This is a genomic window from Pseudidiomarina aquimaris (assembly GCF_003987395.1).
GTDB lineage: Bacteria > Pseudomonadota > Gammaproteobacteria > Enterobacterales > Alteromonadaceae > Pseudidiomarina > Pseudidiomarina aquimaris.
On the sequence record NZ_PIPT01000009.1, the window covers coordinates 66,433 to 88,838 of the forward strand.

The 22,406-nt window shown below is 50.6% G+C and carries 25 protein-coding genes and 1 riboswitch; of the genes, 17 read left to right on the plus strand and 8 right to left on the minus strand.

What is annotated here, in order from left to right; all coding sequences use genetic code 11:
* Window positions 1–14 precede the first annotated feature (14 nt).
* Entirely contained in the window at window positions 15–335 is a 321-nt protein-coding gene (gene metJ / locus CWE21_RS11360; RefSeq protein ID WP_126773087.1) for a met regulon transcriptional regulator MetJ, read from the minus strand.
* 205 nt (window positions 336–540) lie between these two features.
* On the opposite strand from metJ, the gene metL reads away from it, so the two are divergent.
* Window positions 541–2,994, plus strand: a complete 2,454-nt coding sequence (metL, locus tag CWE21_RS11365) for a bifunctional aspartate kinase/homoserine dehydrogenase II (protein WP_198675123.1) — start codon at window positions 541–543, stop codon at window positions 2,992–2,994.
* Between the two features lie 2 nt (window positions 2,995–2,996).
* Here the strand turns inward: metL and CWE21_RS11370 are convergent, their stop codons facing one another.
* A complete protein-coding gene (locus CWE21_RS11370) occupies window positions 2,997–5,462 on the minus strand; it encodes a penicillin-binding protein 1A (RefSeq protein ID WP_126834572.1) in 2,466 nt (821 codons plus the stop codon).
* 237 nt (window positions 5,463–5,699) lie between these two features.
* Between CWE21_RS11370 and pilM the strand changes: the two genes are divergently transcribed.
* The 13 genes from pilM to CWE21_RS11435 all read left to right on the plus strand — a co-directional run bounded on the left by pilM (window position 5,700) and on the right by CWE21_RS11435 (window position 17,219).
* Window positions 5,700–6,770: a type IV pilus biogenesis protein PilM gene (pilM, locus tag CWE21_RS11375; RefSeq protein WP_126834573.1), complete on the plus strand. Its 1,071-nt coding sequence runs from the start codon at window positions 5,700–5,702 to the stop codon at window positions 6,768–6,770.
* The gene (locus CWE21_RS11380; RefSeq protein ID WP_126834574.1) at window positions 6,758–7,345 is read left to right on the plus strand and encodes a PilN domain-containing protein; all 588 of its coding nucleotides are present in this window, start codon (window positions 6,758–6,760) and stop codon (window positions 7,343–7,345) included. Before pilM ends, CWE21_RS11380 begins: the two co-directional genes overlap by 13 nt.
* Window positions 7,342–7,935: a type IV pilus inner membrane component PilO gene (locus CWE21_RS11385; protein ID WP_126834575.1), complete on the plus strand. Its 594-nt coding sequence runs from the start codon at window positions 7,342–7,344 to the stop codon at window positions 7,933–7,935. The genes CWE21_RS11380 and CWE21_RS11385 overlap by 4 nt, the downstream gene beginning before the upstream one ends.
* A complete protein-coding gene (locus CWE21_RS11390) occupies window positions 7,932–8,474 on the plus strand; it encodes a pilus assembly protein PilP (RefSeq protein ID WP_126834576.1) in 543 nt (180 codons plus the stop codon). The genes CWE21_RS11385 and CWE21_RS11390 overlap by 4 nt, the downstream gene beginning before the upstream one ends.
* Window positions 8,471–10,570, plus strand: coding sequence for a type IV pilus secretin PilQ (locus tag CWE21_RS11395; RefSeq protein WP_241970288.1), 2,100 nt, complete (start codon window positions 8,471–8,473; stop codon window positions 10,568–10,570). The genes CWE21_RS11390 and CWE21_RS11395 overlap by 4 nt, the downstream gene beginning before the upstream one ends.
* Window positions 10,571–10,694: 124 nt before the next feature.
* Window positions 10,695–11,213, plus strand: coding sequence for a shikimate kinase AroK (aroK, locus tag CWE21_RS11400; protein ID WP_126834577.1), 519 nt, complete (start codon window positions 10,695–10,697; stop codon window positions 11,211–11,213).
* 14 nt (window positions 11,214–11,227) lie between these two features.
* Window positions 11,228–12,340, plus strand: a complete 1,113-nt coding sequence (gene aroB / locus CWE21_RS11405; protein WP_126834578.1) for a 3-dehydroquinate synthase — start codon at window positions 11,228–11,230, stop codon at window positions 12,338–12,340.
* A 15-nt stretch (window positions 12,341–12,355) separates the two neighbouring features.
* Window positions 12,356–13,231, plus strand: a complete 876-nt coding sequence (locus CWE21_RS11410; RefSeq protein WP_126834579.1) for a Dam family site-specific DNA-(adenine-N6)-methyltransferase — start codon at window positions 12,356–12,358, stop codon at window positions 13,229–13,231.
* Window positions 13,228–13,686 carry a GNAT family N-acetyltransferase gene (locus CWE21_RS11415; RefSeq protein WP_126834580.1) on the plus strand — a complete coding sequence of 153 codons (459 nt, stop codon included), beginning with the start codon at window positions 13,228–13,230 and terminating at the stop codon, window positions 13,684–13,686. The genes CWE21_RS11410 and CWE21_RS11415 overlap by 4 nt, the downstream gene beginning before the upstream one ends.
* Window positions 13,683–14,363 (plus strand): class I SAM-dependent methyltransferase, encoded by a 681-nt coding sequence (locus CWE21_RS11420; protein WP_241970289.1) that lies wholly within the window; start codon window positions 13,683–13,685, stop codon window positions 14,361–14,363. Before CWE21_RS11415 ends, CWE21_RS11420 begins: the two co-directional genes overlap by 4 nt.
* Window positions 14,360–15,568 (plus strand): BaiN/RdsA family NAD(P)/FAD-dependent oxidoreductase, encoded by a 1,209-nt coding sequence (locus CWE21_RS11425; protein WP_126834581.1) that lies wholly within the window; start codon window positions 14,360–14,362, stop codon window positions 15,566–15,568. Before CWE21_RS11420 ends, CWE21_RS11425 begins: the two co-directional genes overlap by 4 nt.
* 23 nt (window positions 15,569–15,591) lie before the next feature.
* The gene (locus CWE21_RS11430; RefSeq protein WP_126834582.1) at window positions 15,592–16,566 is read left to right on the plus strand and encodes an amidoligase family protein; all 975 of its coding nucleotides are present in this window, start codon (window positions 15,592–15,594) and stop codon (window positions 16,564–16,566) included.
* 50 nt (window positions 16,567–16,616) lie between these two features.
* Window positions 16,617–17,219 carry a gamma-glutamyl-gamma-aminobutyrate hydrolase family protein gene (locus CWE21_RS11435; RefSeq protein WP_241970290.1) on the plus strand — a complete coding sequence of 201 codons (603 nt, stop codon included), beginning with the start codon at window positions 16,617–16,619 and terminating at the stop codon, window positions 17,217–17,219.
* Here CWE21_RS11435 and yjjG read toward each other — a convergent pair.
* Together yjjG and CWE21_RS11445 are read right to left on the minus strand one after the other, a co-directional pair.
* Complete coding sequence (gene yjjG, locus CWE21_RS11440) at window positions 17,208–17,900, minus strand: pyrimidine 5'-nucleotidase (RefSeq protein ID WP_126834584.1); 693 nt, start codon at window positions 17,898–17,900, stop codon at window positions 17,208–17,210. The two genes, CWE21_RS11435 and yjjG, sit on opposite strands and share 12 nt — an antisense overlap.
* On the minus strand, window positions 17,897–18,427 hold the full coding sequence (locus CWE21_RS11445; RefSeq protein WP_126834585.1) for a GNAT family N-acetyltransferase: 531 nt from the start codon (window positions 18,425–18,427) through the stop codon (window positions 17,897–17,899). The genes yjjG and CWE21_RS11445 overlap by 4 nt, the downstream gene beginning before the upstream one ends.
* A gap of 63 nt (window positions 18,428–18,490) precedes the next feature.
* Between CWE21_RS11445 and CWE21_RS11450 the strand changes: the two genes are divergently transcribed.
* Window positions 18,491–18,664: a DUF1328 domain-containing protein gene (locus CWE21_RS11450; RefSeq protein WP_126834586.1), complete on the plus strand. Its 174-nt coding sequence runs from the start codon at window positions 18,491–18,493 to the stop codon at window positions 18,662–18,664.
* Between the two features lie 50 nt (window positions 18,665–18,714).
* Here the strand turns inward: CWE21_RS11450 and CWE21_RS11455 are convergent, their stop codons facing one another.
* Window positions 18,715–19,275 carry a TMEM165/GDT1 family protein gene (locus CWE21_RS11455; protein WP_126834587.1) on the minus strand — a complete coding sequence of 187 codons (561 nt, stop codon included), beginning with the start codon at window positions 19,273–19,275 and terminating at the stop codon, window positions 18,715–18,717.
* A 5-nt stretch (window positions 19,276–19,280) separates the two neighbouring features.
* A riboswitch (yybP-ykoY riboswitch) is annotated at window positions 19,281–19,474 on the minus strand.
* A gap of 91 nt (window positions 19,475–19,565) precedes the next feature.
* On the opposite strand from CWE21_RS11455, the gene CWE21_RS11460 reads away from it, so the two are divergent.
* Window positions 19,566–20,084, plus strand: coding sequence for a CC0125/CC1285 family lipoprotein (locus CWE21_RS11460; protein WP_126834588.1), 519 nt, complete (start codon window positions 19,566–19,568; stop codon window positions 20,082–20,084).
* 45 nt (window positions 20,085–20,129) lie between these two features.
* Here the strand turns inward: CWE21_RS11460 and CWE21_RS11465 are convergent, their stop codons facing one another.
* Both CWE21_RS11465 and CWE21_RS11470 read right to left on the minus strand, forming a co-directional pair.
* A complete protein-coding gene (locus CWE21_RS11465; RefSeq protein ID WP_126834589.1) occupies window positions 20,130–20,552 on the minus strand; it encodes a DUF1801 domain-containing protein in 423 nt (140 codons plus the stop codon).
* Window positions 20,549–20,956, minus strand: a complete 408-nt coding sequence (locus CWE21_RS11470) for a DUF1761 domain-containing protein (protein ID WP_126834590.1) — start codon at window positions 20,954–20,956, stop codon at window positions 20,549–20,551. The genes CWE21_RS11465 and CWE21_RS11470 overlap by 4 nt, the downstream gene beginning before the upstream one ends.
* Window positions 20,957–21,136: 180 nt before the next feature.
* On the opposite strand from CWE21_RS11470, the gene fnr reads away from it, so the two are divergent.
* Window positions 21,137–21,832: a fumarate/nitrate reduction transcriptional regulator Fnr gene (fnr, locus tag CWE21_RS11475; protein ID WP_126834659.1), complete on the plus strand. Its 696-nt coding sequence runs from the start codon at window positions 21,137–21,139 to the stop codon at window positions 21,830–21,832.
* 2 nt (window positions 21,833–21,834) lie between these two features.
* Here fnr and CWE21_RS11480 read toward each other — a convergent pair whose 3' ends face one another.
* Entirely contained in the window at window positions 21,835–22,353 is a 519-nt protein-coding gene (locus tag CWE21_RS11480; protein WP_126834591.1) for a hemerythrin domain-containing protein, read from the minus strand.
* Window positions 22,354–22,406 lie beyond the last annotated feature (53 nt).

A 22,406-nucleotide genomic window follows, 5' to 3' on the forward strand; every position in this document is an offset into this window, starting at 1 on the left:
CTAGAGACCTCGACTCAGTCGAGGTCTTCTTCTGCAGGGATAGGCAAGCCGCGACGGGTCAGCTCATCACGCACTGAAGCTGGGATTTTATGCGGGTTGTCTTTGCGCAAATCATCGTCCTCTGGCAGCGGTTGCCCAGTAAACGCATGCAAGAAAGCTTCACAGAGCAGTTCACTATTGGTCGCGTGGCGCAAGTTCTTCACTTGGCGACGGGTGCGCTCATCGGTGAGTACTTTTAACACTCGGGTCGGAATTGAAACCGTGATTTTTTTCACTTTCTCACTTTTTTGACCATGCTCGACATACGGGTAAATGTACTCGCCATCCCACTCCATACTGCACCTTCTTATTGAAAACCCCACATAATGTGATGAATTGTACTAGCGTCTGCGGTACAGTCAACTTTATACGCTTAGCTGTCTATACGGCTGTGATCTGCTAACCTTGCGTAAAAGTACCTTTAACGGGTCTTTATCCTAGGTAAGTGCGGTCGTATAATCGCCATTTTTCGCCCAAAACGTTGGAGAACGCAGACGCATCATGCAATTAGAGGTTTCGGACGCGCAAGTTCACGCGGTTGCTGAACAAGTACAAGTACATAAATTTGGTGGCAGCAGCCTTGCTGATGCCTACTGTTATCGCCGCGTAGCACGCATCGTAACTGAATATGCTGGCGCTAGCGATCTCGTTGTGGTTTCCGCAGCGGGCGATACCACCAACCGCATTTTGGCAATTATCGACGCCAAGCAGAACGCCGCAGATGATGATGACTTGGGCATCGCTGAAGTCTTGCTAAAACAGCTCGAGAAATATCAGCAAGGACTGATCACTGAATTACTCAGTGGTGAGCAGCAAGCACGCGTCCTTGAAGCCTCGCAACAGGACTTTAAACGTTGGTGGAACTGGCTCGACGGTGGCGAGGTGATCGACAATCGTCCCGAGCTTTTGTCTTATGGTGAACTTTGGTCGGCGCGCCTGCTGGCCGCATTGCTGCAACAACAGGGCACGCAAGCCGACTACATCGATGCTCGCACCTTTTTGGTCGCTGACGATGCCCCGGAACCCTTTATTCGCACCGAAATTTCACGTAACGGCTTGCTGAACCGAATCGCTCCGCATGCGGGTACGCGCTTTATCGTTACTGGCTTTATCTGCGCTGACCCTAGTGGCCGCTCATTAATTTTGGGCCGTAACGGTAGTGACTATTCGGCTACTTTAGTGGGGAGCTTAATCGATTCGAAGCAGGTCACCATTTGGAAAGACGTTGCCGGTGTCTACTCTGCTGATCCGCGCAAAGTCGAGCGGGTGGTCAGCTTGCCCATACTCGATTGGCGTGAAGCCGAAGAGCTCGCACGCTTGGGCAGTCCAGTGTTGCACCCACGCACCTTCCAGCCTGTGAACCGTGAACGCATGGTGATTGCCGTGCGTTCAAGCTTGAAGGTCGAAAACCAACAAACCCGTATTGGTCAGTACGAAGACACTGAGCCGAGCGGCAAGGTACTTACGGCGTTGTCTGAAGTGGTCTTGTTCCGTGTTGATTTGCGCGATGCCAAGCTCGTGCAAGCGTTCGAAGATCTCGATCTGACCCCGCTGATCAGCTGGAACGAAGTCGCGCAGCATCATGCCTACTATGCCTACCACCAAAACCATTTAGAGTTTATGGAGCGTTGGCTTGAGGCACAAGACGTGAAGAACAGTGCCAGTAAACTCACCGGCTACTCAATGCTGGCTCTCGTCGGCAATCGCATCCAAGAATCCGAGCAATATGCTACTTTCAAGCAAGAAACCGGCGAACAAGCGATTCGTCGCTTGGCGCTCACCCCAGATAACAATGCGGTGGTTGCCATTCTCGAGCAAAAACTCGATAACCGCTTGCTCAATCGTATTCACAGTCAATTGTTCAACCATCGCCGCAGTCTCGGCGTGGTCGTGGTCGGTCGCGGAAATATTGGTAGTGCTTGGTTGGCGCTCTACCGCCGTTTGCGCGAGCGCATCAACGAGCAAATGGACGTACGGGTGATTGGCATCTTGAATTCGACACAGATGTGGCTCGACTATAACGGCCTCGATTTAACCGACTGGCAAGACAACTTTGCGCGTTTGGCGCGCCCCTACGAAATGAGTCAATTGATTCCGGAACTGCCTAATGCGCCGTATGATGAACTGGTCATGCTCGATCTAACCGACGCCATTGCGGTCGCGCAGCTGTATCCAAGTTTCTTCGCCAACGGCTTGCATATTATTAGCGCTAACAAGCGCGCCGGTGCTTCAAGCGAGAGCCAATATAACGAGATCCGGACCATCCAGCGCGAGTATGAGCGAGAGTGGTATTACAACACCACGGTGGGTGCAGGTTTACCCCTGAATTACGCCCTGAATGATTTACGTAACTCTGGTGACACCATCCGCAGTATCTCCGGTATCTTCTCGGGTACCATGTCGTGGCTCTTTGAGAACTTCAATGCCGAGGTGAACTTCAGTGACTTAGTGCGTGAAGCGAAAGAACGTGGTTTGAGTGAACCCGATCCGCGAGAAGATTTGTCATGCCAAGACATCATTCGCAAGTTGTTGATTTTGGCGCGCGAAATTGGCCTGCGCTTGGACTGGAAAGATATCGATGTCGATAGCTTATTACCAGAACATCTTGCCGAGATCCCACTGGAAGAGTTTATGCAACGCTTGCCAGAGCTCGACGATGGTATGCAGGACCTTTATCAAGACGCACAAAAAACCGGAAAAGTGCCGCGCTTACTTGCCAGCTTCGCGGTACAAGACGACGACAGCGTGCGCGCTCGCGTGGGTATCGAATATATTCCGGAAGGCGACATGCTCGCCAACTTGATTCCCGGCGAAAATATTTTCGTGATTTACACCGATTGGTATCACGAAATGCCATTGGTTATCAGTGGTCCTGGTGCCGGTAAAGAGGTGACTGCAGGCGGCGTACAGTCTGATCTTAACCAGTTGCTGAGCCGCCTGAGTAAAAAGGTCTAACGCTAGAAAATCGAGTCGTCGTCACCAAACACGGTCGGCGACGACTTGGTGTCTGCATACTCGGTTGGCGCCGTGCCAGGAATAAAGTACTCAAACCGTGTGGTGTAGTCGTTTGCCCGGCTCAACTTGCCAGTAGCTAAATCGATCCGCGCTGAGACTAAGCCGGGTGGCACATCGAACGGTTCCGCAGCAACTTCTTCAACAGCCGTTTCCATAAAATCAATCCACATTGGCAAAGCCGTTTTCGCACCCGCTTCGGTGCCTGAAATGGGCTGTTCATCGCTATTGAGGTTGCTATTCATAGTGGTGCTACCGAGGGCTCGTTCGAGGTTGTCGAAGCCAACCCAACCGGTCGCTACCAAGCCACTGACAAAGCCTGAGAACCAGGTATCTTTCACGTCATTGGTGGTACCGGTTTTACCGGCAACATTACGCCCTGCCTTATTATTAATTGCTTGCGAGCGCTGAATACGCCACGCGGTACCGTTCCAACCGGTTTTGTGGGCCCAGCTACCGCCGCCCCAAACCGCTGAATTCATCGCTTGGGTGACCAAAAAAGCATTTTGTTCGCTGATCACTTGTGGCGCAGGTAAAACGTCACGATCTTTTGCTTCACATTCGACACAAGCGACTTTGGGCCGTGCTTGATAGATGGTTTGCTCTTCAGCATCGACAATTTTTTCAATAAAGTACGGCTCAACCAAATAACCACCGTTGGCAAATACCGCATAACCCCGTGCGACCTCTAACGGCGTCATTGAGGCAGAACCTAACGAGAGCGATTCGTTGCGCGGCAACTCATCGTAGTCAAAACCGAACTTGGTGAGGTGATTCACGACCGTTTCAACGCCCATTGCACGCAATAAGCGCACCGAAACGACGTTCTTCGACTTCGCTAACGCCTCGCGGACCCGAATGGGCCCCTCATACACATCAGGCGAGTTACGTGGCCGCCAAGCGATACCGCTGCCGGGATTCCATTGGTTGATTGGCGCATCGTTGACCAAGGTTGAAAGCGTGAAGCCATTTTCTAAGGCAGCCGAGTAGATGAACGGCTTGATGTTTGAACCGGCCTGACGTTCCGCCTGCACCGCACGGTTAAATTGGCTTACGGCAAAGCTGTAGCCACCTACGGCAGCGGCAATACCGCCATCGTTGGGGCGCAACGCAACCAGCGCGGCACTCGGTTCAGGAACTTGGGCGAGGCGCCAACCCTGTGGCGTCGAACGCACCCGTATCACCGCACCAGCAGTAAAGATATCTTGTACTTGTTCAGGTGCAGCACCTTGGCGTTCTTGGTTCATAAACGGTCGAGCCCAAGCCATGCCAGCCCATGGCAAGAACGCCTCTTCGCCATCGGCGAAAAGTATCTGCGCGTCGCGCTCAGTGGTACTCAAAACCACCGCAGGCCGCGTTAAGCCAATACTCTCAAAGCTCGCCAACTGTTCCAAGAGTGCTTCGCGCTCAGGCGCTTGTTGCGTGGTGTCTGACTGCCATAACTGCGCTTCAACACCACGATAGCCGTGACGTTCATCGTAGCCATGCAGGTTCTGTTGAACGGCACGCTGTGCCGCGCGCTGCTGCTTAGCGCTGGCCGTTGTGTAGACCTTTAAACCACTGTTATAGGCAGTATCTTCACCATAGCGAGCGACCATTTCAGCGCGCACCATTTCCGCCAAGTAAGGCGCAGCCATGGTCACTTCGGCACCATGCACTTTGGTTTTGATCGGTGCAGCTAGTGCGGTTTGGTACTCAGCTTCGGTTATTTTGTCTTCTGCTAACATCCGGCCCAGCACCACCGCTCGGCGGTCGCGCGCGCGCTCAGGGCGTGAAATTGGATTCATCGTCGATGGGGCTTTTGGCAAGCCGGCAATCATCGCCATTTCAGCGAGTGTTAATTGATTTAAGTCTTTACCATAATAGACCTGTGCTGCCGCACCGACACCGTGTGCACGATGGCCAAAGGTGATTTTATTGAGGTAGAGTTCTAGAATTTCGTCTTTCTCTAAGTGTCGCTCGATGTGCAGCGCGATGAACGCTTCTTTTATTTTTCGCGTCCAGGTTTGCTCCAATGTTAAGTAGACATTTCGTGCTAACTGCTGCGTGATCGTACTACCACCACTTTGGATATCGCCGGTGGTAAACAATTGGAAAAAAGCACGTCCTACACCAATCGGGTCAATACCAAAATGGTCATAAAAGCGGTTGTCTTCGGTGGCTAAAAACGCGTCGATAAGCGGTTGTGGCACTTGCTCTAGAGTGACAGGGATACGGCGAATTTCGCCGAATTGCGCGATCATTTCGCCGTCTGCAGAGTACACTTGCATCGGTGTTTGCAGACGCACATCGCGGATTTCTGCCACAGTTGGCATTTCGTCTTGGTAGTACAAGTACAATCCGCCGACCGTCAACGTTCCTAGTACAAATGCAATAACTAGGCTATACATTAGCCACTTAAGGAATTTCACAAATTTATCCTTTTTTGGATCTAGTGCTATCTTATAAAGAGTTCTTTACATTGCAATATATGCTGCAATCTGTTGCTATATCTTGCTGCCTATTATAGAAAGTAAAGTAACGATTCCTATGCATTTTGAAAAAACTGCTATGCTCTTTACATTAGTCTTACCTTTCTGTCGTGCGCAGCAAGTGGCAAGAAAAACAAAAATTTATAAGCCATTTACAATTCCCGTTGGGAGAACATTATGGGGCTGTTTGGTCTAGGTAAAAAACCTGGTCTAGGCATCGATATCGGAACTGATGCGATTAAAGCAGTGGAAATTGTACCACAAGGCGACAGCTATGAGATTGTGCGTGTCGCCGAGGCGCAACTTCCCAAGAATCTTATCACCGACGATGAAATTACTGACATTGACAAGGTTGCACGCGCCTTAAAGCAAACTCGAAAAGCTTTGGGTACGCGCGCACTCGATGTCGTAAGTTCTGTTTCCGGTAGCCAAGCGATTTCAAAGCAAATCGCTGTCGCTTTGGAACTCGATGACGAAGCCATCTCCGAGAAAATTGAAACTGAAGCCGAAGCGTTGATTCCGTATCCGCTAGCTGAAGTCCGTTATGACTTCGAAAGCCTCGGCGAGCATCCGACCATGCCGGGTCAACAACGTGTTCTGGTAACTGCAACCCGAACCATGAGTGTTGATACGCGCGTGCAAGCCCTTGAAGAGGCTGGTTTCAAAGTTCGTATTATGGATGTCGACAATCAAGCGATCCTGCGCGCCTGTGACCATGTCATGCCGCATTTGTATCCCGATTTATATGACCACAAGCTACCGCTTTTAGTTCTCGATATCAGTGGCGCAGCCGTGCAGATGATTGTCATCGGCGGCGGTGAAGTTATCTACACACGCTATCAAAGTGGTGGCCTGAGCAGTCTTATCAGTGCGCTCGATAATGATGGCGAAGTGGACCATGGCGAACTACTCGCGAAACTACGCGCCGATGAAACCGATGAGTTTTCACCACTGGTACTACAGGACTTTTTGGGCAATATGTGGGCACAAGTCAGTCGCGGCATGCAAATCTATCGCAGTAACGCGACCAAAAAAGACTTTGCAGGTATTGTGTTAGTCAACAGCGGTGCCATGCTGCCTATGATCGCCAACATGCTCGCCGAGCAAGTTGACTATCCAGTGATCAGTTTGAATCCATTCGAACATTTTCCCTTGCCAAGTAAATTGGAACATTTAACCCCCCACGGACCTCGGTTTGTTGAGGCTTTGGGATTAGCGTTACGGAGCTTTACAGAATGGCACACGTAAACCTACTCCCATGGCGCGACATAGCGCGCCAACGCGCCAAGCAAAAGTTTGGCATTCAAGCATTTATCGCGCTCGCAATAGCAGCGTTGTTGGTTTTTATTGCTTACAAAGTCATCCAAGACTTCCAACAACAACAGCGTGCACGTAATCAGTTTTTGACGTCGCAAATTACGATTCTTGATGCCCAAATAGCTGAGATTCAAGACATCAATGAGAAAAAAGACGACATCGTGAACCGTATGGAATTGATTCAGTCGTTGCATCAAGATCGCAATACCGCAATTCGCGTGATTAATGAATTGTCTGCGCGCGTTCCCGACGGCGTACACATTATGCAAATTGAAAAGCGCGGGAATCAGCTAAGTCTGCGAGGGCGTTCAGTATCAAACAACCGCGTATCCGAATTCCTTCGTGCGATGACCGAGTCTGATACTTTTGTGAATCCGGTGTTACGCGAAATCTCATCGGATGCCGGCGAAACTGAAGGCCCAACGCGCTACAGCGCATTTTCACTGAGCGTATCAATTCGTAAACCGGGCACTGGGCCAACGCCTGCAAATGGAGGTGCATCATGAGTAAATCGATGAACCTACGTGAACTCGATATTAATGAAATTCCGTTTTGGCCCGCACCATTTCGGTTTGGAGCGCTGCTGCTGCTCGTGATCGTATGTTTAGGGTTGGCCTATCACTTTTTGCTCTCCGATGAATGGGGCGCCTACAAGCGTGAACAAGCTAAAGAGCAGCAACTTAAAGATGACTATCGCGTTAAGTATCAAACAGCGGTAAATCTACCGGTTTATCGCGAACAGCTGGCACAGCTGAATAAAGATCTCGAAGTCTTACTGGATATGCTGCCATCAGACGATGAAACCGCGCGCCTGCTGGATGACATAACCTTAGTCGGCACCCGCAGTGGCTTGGAGTTCGACCGTATTGAGTGGTTACAAGCGCAACCGCGTGAGTTTTATACAGCACTACCCATTCGTATCGATTTAAGTGGCGAATATCATCAAATTGGTGACTTTATTGGTCAAATAGCTGGCTTACATCGGATCATCAACGTGAAGGATTTCACCTTACAAGCGGGTGATTTCGGTAGCGCGCTGACCTTGAATATTACTGCCGAAACCTATCGCCAGAAAACCTTGAGGGCTGAGCAATGATGAAACGTTGGCCACTCATACTTTGCACAGCAACACTGCTCACCGCTTGTAGCCAAGCGAGCCAGCAAGATTTGGTTGCGTATACAGAACAAGTAAAAACCAGTTCGGTTCCAACCGCGCCGCCTTTACCAGAGATGCCTGAATTGGAGCGCGTCACCTACACCGGTACTAATTTTCGCAACCCTTTTGAGCCAGCGCCACTCAATGCGCCAGCTCCAGGGCAGAATACACCGGGTTGTCCGCAGCCCAACCTTGAACGCGAACGTGAAGAGCTTGAGTCGTTAGGCTTGGATCAGTTCACCTTGGTAGGCTCTATGCGCACCAATAGCGAAGGTCAGGTTGCACTAGTGAGTACCAATCAAGGTCGCCTCTATCGCGTTGCGATGGGAGATTATATGGGCCTAAACTTAGGTCAAGTTACACAAATTACCCCAGAATTTATAATGATAACTGAATGGGTTCCAGCCGGTGATGGCTGTTGGCAACAACGAGATACCGCACTGCGCCTACCGGGTACACAAGGGAGTTCAGATCTATGACGTACGCAATCCGCTTCTTGATGCTCACACTGCTATTGCCAATGCTGGCAAGCGCAAACGAGCTAGTACGTATCGAACAAATTCCACTGGCTAACGATCGCTTCAACTTAGAAGTGCATTTTAATGAAGCAGTGAAGGCGCCCGTTGTTCGACGTAGTGACAACCCTTTGGTGCATGAGTTTCTGCTCATGGGAACGGCAAATGAACTTGGTGATGGCGTTCAGCAGCTCGCCAACCACCCATTGCTACGCAACGTTACCATTGAACAACAACGTGAAGACACGCTATTACGTGTTGAAACGACCCAGCCACTCGAGCATTTAATGAGTCGCTACGAAGGCGTCATGGTACTGGTGTTCGTCGAAAGTGACGAGGCCAGTGGACAACAGCAAACCGCAGCAGTAACAACGACCGAGCCAAGCGCACCTGCCACTGAACCAGAGCAAGCGCCGGTCACCGAAGCACCTGAACAATACGAAGCAGAGCCGCAACCAGCTGTTGTGACCACCTCTGCTGCCGAGCAGCGCAGCATGGACGATGCCGGTCCGCGTATTAACGACATCGACTTTACCCGTCTGCCTGATGACGTTGCGTTATTGCGCGTTAACCTTAGTGATGAAGGAATTGACCATGAGGCACGCGTGCGCGGCAACCGTCTAGAGTTGACGCTCTATGACACCGACATCGACGATGACTTGCTCTACGTGTTAGATGTCAGCCAGTTCGCAACCCCTATTGCGCACATTGAAACCTTCCGCGAGGGCGGTGATGCTGTCATTACGATTACCGGTAAGACTGCGTTCCGTCATCAGCTTGAGCAAATCGATGGATCCTTGAACCTCAAGTTTGAAGAGCCGATGGAGGTTGTGGTCGATGATGGCTCACAACGTCCTATTTCATTGAACTTCCAGAATGTTCCAGTACGTCAATTGCTGCAAATCCTAGCTAACGAGAATGACTTGAACTTGGTTGCCAGCGAGTCAGTGTCGGGTAATATCACCTTGCGCCTTGAAAATGTTCCCTGGGAGCGCGCGCTGAACACTATCTTGCGTGTAAAAGGCCTATCCAAGCGCCTTGATGGCAACATTCTCATTGTTGCGCCTGCGGACGAGCTTGCTGAGCGCGAAGCACAGGAACTGGAAGCGAAACAGCGCTTATCACAACTCGCTCCACTGGAAAGTACCTATATTCAGATCAACTATGCGAAAGCCGCTGATATCGCTGCGATTCTACGAAATGAAAGCTCCGACTTACTATCTGAGCGTGGTGCAGTTACCGTCGATGAACGCACCAACACTTTGCTAGTGCGCGATACACCTCGTCAGATCGAAGAAGTCGAAGCGATGGTGAAAACCTTAGACGTAGCGGTCAAGCAAGTGGTCATCGAAGCACGGATGGTAACGGTACGTGACAATATCAGTGACGAACTCGGTATCAACTGGGGTATCGGCAACGACAATGCTGGCGGCCCTGACCTTTGGGGTTCGAACACCAACACGTCGACTGACTTGAACGTTAACTTACCGGTCTCTAATCCAGCAGCAACTATTGGCTTCCAAATTGCCAAACTCGCTGATGGCCGTATTCTCGACCTAGAGCTCTCGGCTTTAGAACGCGAGAATAAAGGTGAAGTCATCGCCAGTCCGCGGATTACCACAGCGAACCAGAAGAAGGCCTACATCGAACAAGGTACCGAGATCCCTTATGTGGAAAGTGCATCATCAGGTGCAACCTCGGTACAGTTCAAAAAGGCCGTACTCGGGCTTGAGGTAACACCGCAAATCACCCCAGACAACCGCGTTATTATGGACTTGGTTATCACCCAGAACACGCGTGGTGAAACAGTATCAACACCAACCGGTCCTGCGGTCTCTATCGATACCCAAGAAATTGGTACGCAGGTATTGGTCGAGAATGGCGAGACCATTGTGCTGGGCGGTATTTATCAACAACAAATCTTGAATGACATTACCAAGGTTCCAGTATTGGGCGACATCCCATACGTTGGCGTGCTGTTCCGTAGCGACAGTCAAATCAATGAAAAGCGTGAACTGCTTATCTTTGTAACGCCACGGATTGTAATGTCGACGCCGTAATCCTTGCTTAAATGGCTGTGACTTGCGATAATCCCGCCTCTTTTTGGTTGGGTTAAGGAAGGTCAAACAGACACTCCGGATTCCGTGAGTCACAGCTATTAAACGAGTGATGTAAAGCAAAGATATGGCTGAAAAACGTAACATTTTCTTAGTGGGCCCCATGGGGGCAGGCAAAAGCACCATTGGTCGACAGTTAGCTCGGCAACTTCACCTCGAATTTTTCGACTCGGATGCAGAAATCGAGCGCCGTACCGGTGCAGACATTGCCTGGGTCTTTGAGCTCGAAGGCGAAGAAGGCTTTCGTGCGCGAGAAGAAAAAGTTATCGAAGAACTGACCGAGAACACGGGTATTGTGTTAGCCACTGGCGGCGGCTCGATCTTAAGTAAAGAAAGTCGCAATCGCTTATCGGCACGCGGTATTGTGGTTTATCTACAAACTCCCATCGAAAAACAACTCGCGCGTACGCAGCGCGACAAACGTCGCCCACTTATTGCTGAGGCTGACGACCCGCGTGCGGTACTCGAAGAATTAGCTGAACAACGCAACCCACTTTACGAGGAAATCGCTGATGTAGTGGTGCGCACCGACGAGCAAAGTGCTAAGTTTGTGGTCGACAAGATTATTGAACAAGTAGGCCTCTAACGACGGAGTGGCACATGACAGCGAAGCAAGCGACCGACCATAACTTATCGCGCATACGTGTTGGGCTTGCAGAGCGTAGCTATCCAATTTACATCGGTCGGCAACTGTTCGAACAGTTGTCGCAGCTCCTTCCCAAGCTCCCTAAGCAAATCTGTATTATTACTAACGCCACCGTCGCTGCACACTATCTAGAGCCAGTACTGGCATCCCTAGGGGGCGAACATACCTTTTTAATCCATGAAATCGAGGATGGTGAGCATGCCAAAAGCTTGGCGAGCTATGGCGCTATCATGGACGCGCTGATCGCGCACAGCTTTAATCGAGATTGCGCGATCATTGCTCTCGGAGGTGGTGTGGTAGGTGATTTAGCCGGTTTTGTCGCCGCGACCTTCCAGCGCGGAGTTGACCTCTATCAGTTCCCAACCACATTACTGGCACAAGTCGACTCATCGGTTGGTGGTAAGACGGCCGTCAATCATCCCGGTGGTAAGAATCTTATCGGCGCCTTTTATCAGCCGCAGACGGTGGTGATTAGCACCGACTGTCTGAGTACACTTGAGCCCCGGGATTACGCCTCAGGTCTCGCTGAAGTGATCAAGTACGGAATTATCTACGACGCTGACTTTTTTGCCTGGCTCGAAGCCAATAAAGCAAAGCTAAATGCCCGCGACAGCAAAGCACTCAGCTACGCAATCCAATGTTCCTGCCAGATCAAAGCCGATATCGTCGCCCAGGATGAGCGTGAACAAGGGCTGCGCGCGTTGCTTAATCTTGGCCATACCTTCGGGCACGCAATCGAGGCCGAACTCTATGAAGATTGGCGTCATGGCGAAGCAGTCGCCGCTGGTACCATGATTGCGGCCGAGTATATGCGCCAGCAAGGCGAGCTAGACGCCGCGGCAGTTACTCGTATCGAGACTCTGCTAAAGACATTTGCGCTGCCGATTCGTGCCCCTAAGCTAGCGGAAACACGGTGGCAAGAGCTGATGTATCGTGATAAAAAGGTTCAGGCTGGTGCGCTACGACTGGTGTTACCGACTGCGATTGGTAACGCTGAGTTACGCACAGTTACCGATTGGCCGTCCGTGTGGTCGGCGATCGAAGCCATGACAGAAACATCTCAATAGGCTTGGACCACAACCGTGAAGAAGAAACATCGCGCCTTTTTAAAGTGGGCGGGCGGCAAATACAATCTCGTAGAACCTATCACGGCACTCCTTCCTGCTGGAAACAAGCTTGTTGAACCCTTTGTGGGTGCTGGCTCGGTATTTTTAAATACCGATTACCCAAGCTATGTTTTGAACGATGTGAACCCTGACTTGATCGCACTTTTTAAGTTCATCAAACGTCGACCACAGACCTTCATTACCGATGCGCGGAAATTGTTCACCGCACAGACCAATTCGACAGAAGCTTATTACGCGCTTCGGCAAAACTTTAACGACAGTAACGATGCGTACGAACGCGCGTTATTGTTTCTGTACTTGAACCGTCACGGCTATAACGGCCTCTGTCGCTACAATCAGTCCGGTGGCTTTAATGTGCCGTTCGGGCAATACCGCAAGCCCTATTTCCCACAAGCGGAGATAGAAATCTTTGCTGAGAAAGCCCAACGGGCGACTTTTACCTGTATGAGTTTCGAGAAGGTGTTTCGACGCGCGCGTAAAGGCGACGTTATCTACTGCGATCCGCCTTACGCCCCCTTGAGTGCCACGGCGAACTTCACCAGCTACGCGACCACGGGCTTTAGCTTGGATCAGCAGCATGAGCTCGCACGTCGCGCTGCGCATGCCGCTCATAAGCGCAAGATTCCAGTATTGATCAGCAACCATGACACGGATCTGACACGCCTCCTCTATGCCGATGCTGACCTCCAAAGCTTGCAGGTATCTCGCTTTATCAGTCCGAAGGCCGACGGTCGCACGAAAGTCGCCGAATTACTCGCACTCTATACACCTAATCTTGCCGCGAGCAACGTCATTTCATTGGCACAGGTTAAACGTAAGGTTGCGCCATGACTGCACCATTAAGTTGGTTTACCAAATCCTTTGCTGAGCTCACCACTGTTGAGCTTTACGAAATACTGCAATTACGTCAAGCGGTGTTCGTTGTTGAGCAGACCTGCCCCTATCTGGATGCGGATGGGGCTGACGACCAAGCCTATCATTTGTATGCGCGCTCTGAAGATGGTGCCATCGTTGCCTATGCGCGCCTGTTCTTACCCACTGAACAGGCACCCCATAGCCGCATTGGTCGCGTTATCAGCGCAGGTACCGTACGCCGCCAAGGCCTCGGCCGCGAACTTATGCGCAGAGCCATCACTTGGTGCGAAGAGCAAGCGCCACATACCCCTATTCGCCTCGGGGCACAGGTTTATTTGCGCAAGTTTTATCAAGATTTTGGCTTCACTGAGATCAGTGCAGAATATCTTGAAGACGACATTCCGCATGTTGATATGGAGCGTCGTTCGTGACCATCACGGAAGCCTTTCAGCTTAAGCAAACGCCACAAGGGCTTGGATTAAGCTGGCGTGATCACCCTGAAATGACACCGCTCGTCATTGATTTCTTAAGTGGCAAACAAGCGTTTCGTGGCCAGCAAGCCAATCGCAAAGATGAAGCCATCGCTCGGGCCTGCCTCCTTACTAAGGCGACGAGTGAGCAGCCTTTCACTATCTTAGATGCCACCGCTGGCTTGGCGCGCGACGCATGGGTACTGGTACAACTTGGTGCGCGTGTCACACTCAATGAACGCCAGCCCATGGTGCACGAACTCTTGGTGGATGCCTTGCAACGCCTCTATAACGAACATCCTGACTATCAAGAAAGACTCGAGCTTGCGCCAACCCAGTCTCTACAGGCCTTTGCCGACGACAGTTTTGACGTGGTTTACTTGGATCCGATGTATCCCAAAGGCGAGCGCAAACAAAAAGCGGCCGTCAAAAAAGACATGCAGATGTTTCAGCAATTGGTGGGGAGTGATCTTGATGCCGATGAACTACTCGCCCCTGCGCTGCGCATTGCCCGCAAACGGGTGGTGGTCAAGCGCCCGCAACACGCAGATTTTCTTGCGCAACAAAAGCCAAGCCACCAAGTGATTAGCAAGAAGCACAGGTTCGATATCTACGTGACCCAAGGCACGACAATATGAGTCAGTGCCAGCAGTATGACGTCGTTATTATCGGTGCCGGTGCCGCAGGCCTGCACTGCGCATGGCAAGCGGCCGCCCGCGGTTTGCAAGTGCTGGTAATTGACCATGCCAAACAAGCGGGTAAAAAGATCCTCATTTCAGGAGGGGGGCGCTGTAATTTCACCAATATGTACGCCAGCCCAGAGAATTACCTCAGCGCTAACCCGCATTTCTGTAAGTCCGCACTCAGTCGCTACACTCAATGGGACTTTATTGCCCTGGTAGAAAAGCACGGCATCGCCTATCACGAAAAAACCTTAGGCCAACTGTTCTGTGACAACAGTGCGAAAGACATCGTGCGCATGCTGCTAGATGAGTGCGACCAGTATGGCGCAAAGGTGAAATTACGTACCGAGATACAAGACGTCAGCCATGACGGCGAGGTGTTCAATATTAACACTGAACACGGAGCCTTCGTTGCACCAAAACTCGTTGTGGCCTGCGGCGGCCTGTCCATGCCAAAGCTAGGCGCCACGCCATTTGGTTATCAGCTAGCGGAACAGTTTGGTCACCGTATTTTACCGGTGCGTGCTGGCCTTGTTCCCTTCACCCTGCATGACGAAACCAAGCAAGCGTTTGGCGAACTTTCAGGACTCTCACTCGATGTGGTCGCTAGCAATGAGCGCGCTAGCTTCAAAGAGGCTATGTTGTTTACACATCGCGGCCTAAGCGGCCCCTCCATGTTGCAGCTTTCCTCCTATTGGCACCCCGGTGAAACCTTTAGCGTAGATCTACTACCGGGTCACGATGCCATGCAAGAGCTGCAGCAGTTGCGCCAGCAAAAGCCCAAGCAAAGCCTCCACACCGCGTTACAGTCGTGGTTTCCGAAGCGCTTTGCGCAATTATTCGCTGACCAACAGCAATGGCCTGAACGTAAGCTCGCGGATTGCAGTAACGCTTTGTTAGCCGAGGTGGCCCAACAGCTCCACCACTGGCAAGTCAAACCGAATGGCACTGAGGGTTATCGTACCGCCGAAGTTACGCTTGGCGGCGTGGATACCGATGAATTGAGCTCAAAGACTATGCAAAGCAAGTTGCAGCCGGGGCTCTTTTTTATTGGCGAAGTCGTCGATGTGACCGGCTGGCTGGGCGGGTACAATTTTCAATGGGCGTGGGCGAGCGCCCACGCTTGCGCCGAAAGTTTAGCGTTAAACGTTGTAAAATGAGTCAGATGCTTTAACGTGAAGCTATGCAAACATTTGAACAACCGCCACAACAGCAAAACGCAGAATCAGGGGCGACCCGACAAGTCGGCTTTGAGCTAGAGTTTTCTGCTCTTGATGTCGCAAGTGCTGCGGAATGTGTCGCGCGCGCGGTGTCCGGCTCACCTTTTGCCAAGTCACCGGCAAACTGGCAAGTGGATGCCTCGTTGGGCTCGTTTAAGGTAGAGATCGATTGGGATTTCTTACAACGGTTAGCGGAAGAGCGCGGTGCGCAAGCTAATAAAGAGGCTTGGCTCGACTCCTTAAGTAACGCTGCAGCTTTGGTCGTGCCGGTCGAAGTTATCTGCCCTCCCATCGCCCTTGATGAGCTCGATGTGCTAAATGATATTGTCGAAGCGTTGCGCGGCGCCGGCGCACTCGGCACCGACGAGTCCATGATCGCAGCTTACGGTACACACATTAACCCAGAACTGCCCAATCTAGACGCAGCGACTGTCCTCGCATATATGCAGAGCTTTGCGCTATTACAGTGGTGGCTCGTAGAACAGCATCATGTGAATACCACCCGCAAGTTGAGTCCTTATATCGATTTGTACAGCGAAAGCTATGTTTGCAAGTTATTGCAAATGGACTCACCAACGCTAGCCACTCTGATTGACGATTATTTGGAGTTCAATCCCTCGCGTAACCGCGCACTCGATATGTTGCCGCTATTCTGTGAACTTGATGCCGAGCGGGTAAAGAAGGTCATCGACGATAAAAAGCTCAAAGCAAGACCTACGTTGCATTATCGTCTCCCGAATTGTCGTATCGATGTCGCAGACTGGTCGCTGGCAGATGAATGGAATACTTATTGTGTAATCGAACGCTTGGCTAATCGACCCAAAGCGCTTCAAGAGTTAGCTGGAAAGTTTCTTGCCGCACATCGCCCCATGCTCGGAGTAGCTCGGAAAGATTGGATAGAGTACGTATCAAAATGGCTCAAAGAAAACCTCGCATAGGCGTTACTGGTGCCGGCAAAAAATGGTCCCCGAGCTGGTGGAGTACCCGCTTGGCACTGTGGCTCTGCGGTGCTGAGGTAGAGCGCATCAGTGTCCACCACCGGCCTTCTGGTTTGCCGCTGCAAGGCTTGATCATTGGGGGCGGCAGCGATATCTCTCCAGAGCATTACGGTGGTACGCTTGAGGGCAAGGTTAAATATGATCCTGAGCGCGATGACTTAGAGACGCGATGGATAAAAAAGGCCTTGCGCGACAAGCTGCCTATGTTGGGTATTTGCCGCGGCGCACAGCTAATCAATGTGGTGCACGGCGGCAATCTCTATGACGACATTCGCCACCTGCGCGAACACACTTATAATCGGCCGGGTCTGCTGCCAACCAAACAGGTGTTTGTTCGTGGCGATGCGAATCTAGCGGAAGTTGTAAAAAAGCGAAAATTGCGGGTCAATAGCTTGCATCACCAAGCGGTGCATGACGTGGGGGACGGCTTACGTATCATCGCACACGATCTCGATGAGATACCGCAGGCAATTGAGAGCACCGATCAACGACCGATCATTGGCGTACAGTGGCATCCGGAATATTTATTTTATGTCCCGAGTCAACTGCGCCTTTTCCGTTGGCTCGTCAAGCAGGCGCAATCACTTCTCTGAACTCAGCAATAGTTGCTGTAACTCAGGTAAGGAGCGCACTTCATAATGCGGTGGCTGAGTTAGCGGAAATGCTTCGCCGTGATGATTAAGCCAACAGGCATGTAAGCCACTGCGTTGTGCGCCAACAATATCCGAGTGTGGATTATCGCCTGTCATCAACACCCGTTCACGTTGCGGCTGCTGCATTTCTTTCAGCGCATAGGTAAAGATTTCAGGCGCCGGTTTGGCGACGCCCACTTGTTCAGAAATCACCACTAAATCGACCAAGTCACGCAGTCCCGTTTGCTGTAAACGGGCCTCTTGCAACTCAGTAAAGCCGTTCGTCACGATGCCGACTTTTGCTGACTGGCGCGCACTTTCGAGCAATGAGCGCGCCCCCTCAAGCGGCTGACAGATTTCTGCCATAGCTGACATAAAGCCGGTATTCAGTTGATCTGCGCTTACTTCAAGCTGCGCCGCCCAGTGGGCAAAACGCTTTCGTTGCAATTGTTTGGCATTGATTGTTCCGGCCTGATAAGCGTCCCACAAAGGTTTGTTTAACGCTTGATAGTGTTCGTAATCTTGCCGCGAAAAATCGACGTGGTAGCCCTGAAATAATTTTTGTAGACCGGCAAACGCATCAAACGAGAACAGCGTTTCGTCAGCGTCGAATAATAACCAATCATATTGCTGTAGTGTCATTGCGATTCCTCGGCTTGCCATGCAAAGGTGTCGAGCGTTTGGCCGGTGTGTGGATCAACCACCGCTGGCACCGGTTTAAAATCCAAAGCCAGAAGAAGTTTTTGACTGCGCTGGTTGGTTGGACTGGTGATGGCTAATAGCGTCGACAGTTGAAACTGTTCGCGCGCAAGTTCAAGAGTTCTGGCGGCCGCACAACGGGCAAGCCCTTGACCATAATACTCAGGCGACAGCGCGAAGCCGAGATCAGGGTCCGGTAAATAGTCACGCTTCACCAAGCCACAAATACCTACCGCAACAGTTTGGTGCTCTACCAGCCACAGCCCAAATCCGTGTTTTTGATAGCTTGCGCGTATATTTTGCTCGATGTAATGACGAGCGTCTTGCAGCGACGTTATGCCACGATCCCCGATCCCTTGGCGAAAGTCAGAGCCGGTGTACAAGGCGTGAATAAATTCAGCATCCGCTAAACTAATCTCACGCAGCGCCAGCTCTGGTCTCTCACTATTACACCCGTATATTTTTTCCATGCATTTGATTTTATTCAATTTTTGTACTTTATTTATAGGGAACCCGTAAAAAGGAGATTACACATGTTACGTTGGGCTCTGATATTTCTTGTCGTTGCCATTATCGCAGCAGTTTTAGGTTTCGGTGGTATTGCCGGTGCCGCTGCAGGTATCGCAAAAATCATTTTTTATGTGTTTATTATCCTACTACTTATTTCGGTTGTTATGGGCCTTGTCGGGCGCGGAAGACCAAAATAGAAATGACCTGTTCACGGCCGCCAAGCTTGCTGGCGGCCGTTTAGCCTCACTTACCAACTCCACCACAAGCCTACCAGACCAATCACAATGAAAACGGCTGCCGCAAGCACGCGCACCACATTCAACGGTACATAGCGCATGATACGTTCACCTAAAAGAACTACGGGTACGTTTGCTAGCAACATGCCAATGGTTGTGCCGAGAGTCACCCATACGACACTCGCATATTGCGCACCAAGCACCACCGTCGCCACTTGCGTTTTATCACCGATTTCGGCAAGAAAAAACAACACAAAAGTTGCGAGGAAGGCTCCACAGGTCCCACAATTTGCTTCATCATCGTCGAGCTTATCAGGCACCAATACCCATAGACCAATGGCGATAAAGCTTACCGCAATAATGATGCCGGCGTATTGCTCGGGTAACCAGCCAGCAAACCATTGACCAAACCAGGCCGAAATAAAGTGATTGATGAGCGTCGCCGCGATAATACCGATAATGATCGGCCACTTTTTTCGATATCGCGCGACCAGCAAGAAACTCAACAGTTGCGTTTTGTCGCCTATTTCTGCTAATGCAACGGTTAAAGTTGAAGTAATAAGTGCTTCCATGATGTACTCCGGCGGGACCTGAAACCAAGGCAAACAGCAACCCCCGCCAGTTAGCGGTTGCTCTTTACCTCAGGTCTTGCCAGTTTCGGTGGCCCGAAACGAATACACCATGAGCCATTGAGGGCTCAATTATGTTGACATATTCTCTCGCGCAACAACGACGTTGCGCACGAGTTGACTACTCCCCTAAGACGGGGCGTATTTTAACCGAATTTCTGAACTAAAGACAAGTTGCTGGCGTATCAACTAAACTATGAAGAACACTCGGTTGCATTAAGTGGAGTTCAACCATGTATAAAGCGATTAAAATTAGTTTTATGGCTCTCGTTATTGCTCTCCTAACAGCCTGCGCTAGCTCAACCGCGCAGTATCAGCCGGCTGGTGAGAAAGGCTTTGGTTACAGCGATAAGCAACTCGCTAAAGATATGTACTGGGTTAGCTACAAGTCTCGTGATACGAGCGCCCAAAAGGCAACGGACTACGCACTATTGCGCGCGGCTGAGCTTACGCTCGCCCAAGGCTACGAATGGTTTGTCGTAAGCGAAAAAGATGTTTCAGGCAAGCGTTTAGCGCGCAATGAACAGACTGAGGTGCATGTCGATACCATTGCGGACTGTACTTCAGACATGTGCGGAAGCGTGCCCGCCACGCGCAAATATGGCAGTGATGGTGTCAATATCAAACAAGAAGAGCGTGCCGACTTTACTGTCGAACTCACTGTGTTGTTCGGTAAAGGCGAACGTCCTGAGCCGAAGTTTGTGTACGATGCAGAAGCAGTCATACAAGCGCAAAAGTCAGCAAAAAATTAAAAAATAACGTTAGAGAGGCGCAGCTGCGACGCCGCTGCGCCTGATTCAGCTTGTCTCATAAGTCATTCGCATATAAGCCAGCGACTCATTGATAAGTTCCTTTAAAACCTCTGAGTCGACATCACTAAGGCGCTTGATATATAAACACGACTTACCCGTTTTATATTTGCCCAAGCGATTCATAAGCTCTTCGTACGCCGAAAAGCCAGCCATAATATAGAGACTTATATTTTGCGCCCTTGGTGCAAAACCCGTCAAAAACCAATCGCCCTCGCGGCCACTCGCATAGCGGTAATGGTAACTGCCAAAACCAACAATGCTGGCACCCCACATTTGTGGAGGATCACCCGTTGCCTCTTGCATCCATGCACAAATTTGGCGGCAGTCGTCACGCCTTTGTTTGTCTTCAACCGACGCTAGGAAAGCACCCACATCTGCCGATGTGGGTTGCGTTTTTAGGTCACTCATTGCCACGCACCAATGACCAAACCGGCCAAGGTGAAGTAAACAGTGATATAGCCGCCATGCACCAACATATAAGCCAACGAGCGTTGCTCAAAAAGACTGATAACGACAAAGATCATCGACGCCCAGCCAAAGCCAGCGAGAAAGCCTGCCGTCATGCCCCATTGCCAATCGGTGCCAGGTGAAGCTAAAAAGAAAGCAAGATTAATACAAATCACCCACGAGACAATCAGGGTAATGGTAAAAACTTTGGCAGGGTTGAAGGCTTTAAGCTGTTCATCGGTGATGCCCGCACTGCGTTGCCAGACTTTTGCAAACAGCATTGGAGAGTACCATAGACCGCCCACCACGAGGTTGAGTAGGGTTGCAACTGCAACCGCCCAGTAATTGATCGCCATTGTTTCCATTGTCTTTTATCCTTTTATTGTGATTATTAGCTAGGACTGCAAAGCTAGTTATAGGTTATCTACCTACAAATAGGAAGTTTTCGGCTACTCCGTCGGAAGTCATTCTTTTTTGGCGCTGAAGGCGTATACTTTGTACTCAGCAGTCACTTTGACGTAAATCAACGATTCGTGGTGAAAATGATGACATCTCACATCCATTGTCAAAATTGTAGTATGGCAACCTTATGCTTGCCCTACCAACTGAGCCCTGAGCAAACGGAGAAGCTGGATACGATTATCCAACGGCATCGCCCGTTGCAGAAGCGCGACGTACTGATCCACAACGGTGAACCACTGAAATTTCTTTATGCTGTGCGTTCAGGCTCGTTGAAATCCTACACATTGGACAGCCAAGGCAGTGAGCAAATTATCGATTTTCACCTACCCGGCGACGTGATTGGCTTTGATGGCCTTATCGATGGTAATCATCGCAGTTACACTCAAGCTCTGGAAACCACCATGCTGTGTGAAATTCCGATTCAGTCACTCGATCAACTCTCGGCTGAGTTACCGGGGTTACGCAAGCAGCTTTTAAGGGTAATGAGCGGTGAGTTGCACGCCAGCAAAACGCTTTTAGGAACGCTAAACCACCATTCCGCACAGCAGCGGTTAGCCAATTTTCTAGTAACATTATCATCTCGCTTTCAACAACGTGGGCTGTCGAGTCGTTCCTTCCGTTTGTCGATGACTCGCGCCGATATCGGCAACTATCTTGGTCTTTCGGTCGAAACTGTGAGTCGTATTCTGACCCAGCTGCAACAAGAAGGTGTGCTTGCAGTGCAAAACAAGCTCGTGGAAATTACTGAGCTAGAGCGCTTACGCGCCCTAGCCGCTTAGTCTTACTGGCAGGAACCGCAACAAAAATCCTTACCATGTTGCGGTGTCACCTGTGGCTCACGAAACAAAACGTGGTTTTCGAGAGCGATGTGTTGCTGCAAGTCATTGATCAACTCTTGGGTACCTTCGTACAGCATGATCCATGAACCACAGGCGCCGCGGGGGGCCTTACCGTTATTCGTTAGTGTATTTAATTGCGCTAACATGCGTTCGTGTTCACCATGCTCCTCTTCCATGACGGCAATGGGCCCACTGGGATAGATGCCGCCAGCCAACATCGGGAACAGAATTTGTTCTTCCTTCATCATATGGCTTTCCAGTTCGTTGAGCATCTCGCTTAGCAGGTCTGCTAGGCCCGTTGGAACGGCTTCGTGATCGTTGTGTACTTCTTCAACTTTGCGTGCAAGCTGAATAAGTTCGGGCACTTGTTGGCGATGCTTTTCGTGGAAATTGGCCAAAATATGCTGAATTAACTCTTGGCTCGAAGCTTTCTGCCATTGTTCGATAAGTGCTTGGTACATAGTGACATCCTTACAGTTTCGTCAATTGTGTTGCTACTGAATCTGCAATTTAA

Coding starts and splice junctions, on each gene's coding strand:
- metJ (WP_126773087.1), bottom strand. CDS start 335: ATGGAGTGGGATGGCGAGTACATTTACCCGTATGTCGAGCATGGTCAA.
- metL (WP_198675123.1), top strand. CDS start 541: ATGCAATTAGAGGTTTCGGACGCGCAAGTTCACGCGGTTGCTGAACAA.
- pilM (WP_126834573.1), top strand. CDS start 5,700: ATGGGGCTGTTTGGTCTAGGTAAAAAACCTGGTCTAGGCATCGATATC.
- CWE21_RS11380 (WP_126834574.1), top strand. CDS start 6,758: ATGGCACACGTAAACCTACTCCCATGGCGCGACATAGCGCGCCAACGC.
- CWE21_RS11385 (WP_126834575.1), top strand. CDS start 7,342: ATGAGTAAATCGATGAACCTACGTGAACTCGATATTAATGAAATTCCG.
- CWE21_RS11390 (WP_126834576.1), top strand. CDS start 7,932: ATGATGAAACGTTGGCCACTCATACTTTGCACAGCAACACTGCTCACC.
- CWE21_RS11395 (WP_241970288.1), top strand. CDS start 8,471: ATGACGTACGCAATCCGCTTCTTGATGCTCACACTGCTATTGCCAATG.
- aroK (WP_126834577.1), top strand. CDS start 10,695: ATGGCTGAAAAACGTAACATTTTCTTAGTGGGCCCCATGGGGGCAGGC.
- aroB (WP_126834578.1), top strand. CDS start 11,228: ATGACAGCGAAGCAAGCGACCGACCATAACTTATCGCGCATACGTGTT.
- CWE21_RS11415 (WP_126834580.1), top strand. CDS start 13,228: ATGACTGCACCATTAAGTTGGTTTACCAAATCCTTTGCTGAGCTCACC.
- CWE21_RS11425 (WP_126834581.1), top strand. CDS start 14,360: ATGAGTCAGTGCCAGCAGTATGACGTCGTTATTATCGGTGCCGGTGCC.
- CWE21_RS11430 (WP_126834582.1), top strand. CDS start 15,592: ATGCAAACATTTGAACAACCGCCACAACAGCAAAACGCAGAATCAGGG.
- yjjG (WP_126834584.1), bottom strand. CDS start 17,900: ATGACACTACAGCAATATGATTGGTTATTATTCGACGCTGACGAAACG.
- CWE21_RS11445 (WP_126834585.1), bottom strand. CDS start 18,427: ATGGAAAAAATATACGGGTGTAATAGTGAGAGACCAGAGCTGGCGCTG.
- CWE21_RS11450 (WP_126834586.1), top strand. CDS start 18,491: ATGTTACGTTGGGCTCTGATATTTCTTGTCGTTGCCATTATCGCAGCA.
- CWE21_RS11455 (WP_126834587.1), bottom strand. CDS start 19,275: ATGGAAGCACTTATTACTTCAACTTTAACCGTTGCATTAGCAGAAATA.
- CWE21_RS11460 (WP_126834588.1), top strand. CDS start 19,566: ATGTATAAAGCGATTAAAATTAGTTTTATGGCTCTCGTTATTGCTCTC.
- CWE21_RS11465 (WP_126834589.1), bottom strand. CDS start 20,552: ATGAGTGACCTAAAAACGCAACCCACATCGGCAGATGTGGGTGCTTTC.
- CWE21_RS11470 (WP_126834590.1), bottom strand. CDS start 20,956: ATGGAAACAATGGCGATCAATTACTGGGCGGTTGCAGTTGCAACCCTA.
- fnr (WP_126834659.1), top strand. CDS start 21,137: ATGACATCTCACATCCATTGTCAAAATTGTAGTATGGCAACCTTATGC.
- CWE21_RS11480 (WP_126834591.1), bottom strand. CDS start 22,353: ATGTACCAAGCACTTATCGAACAATGGCAGAAAGCTTCGAGCCAAGAG.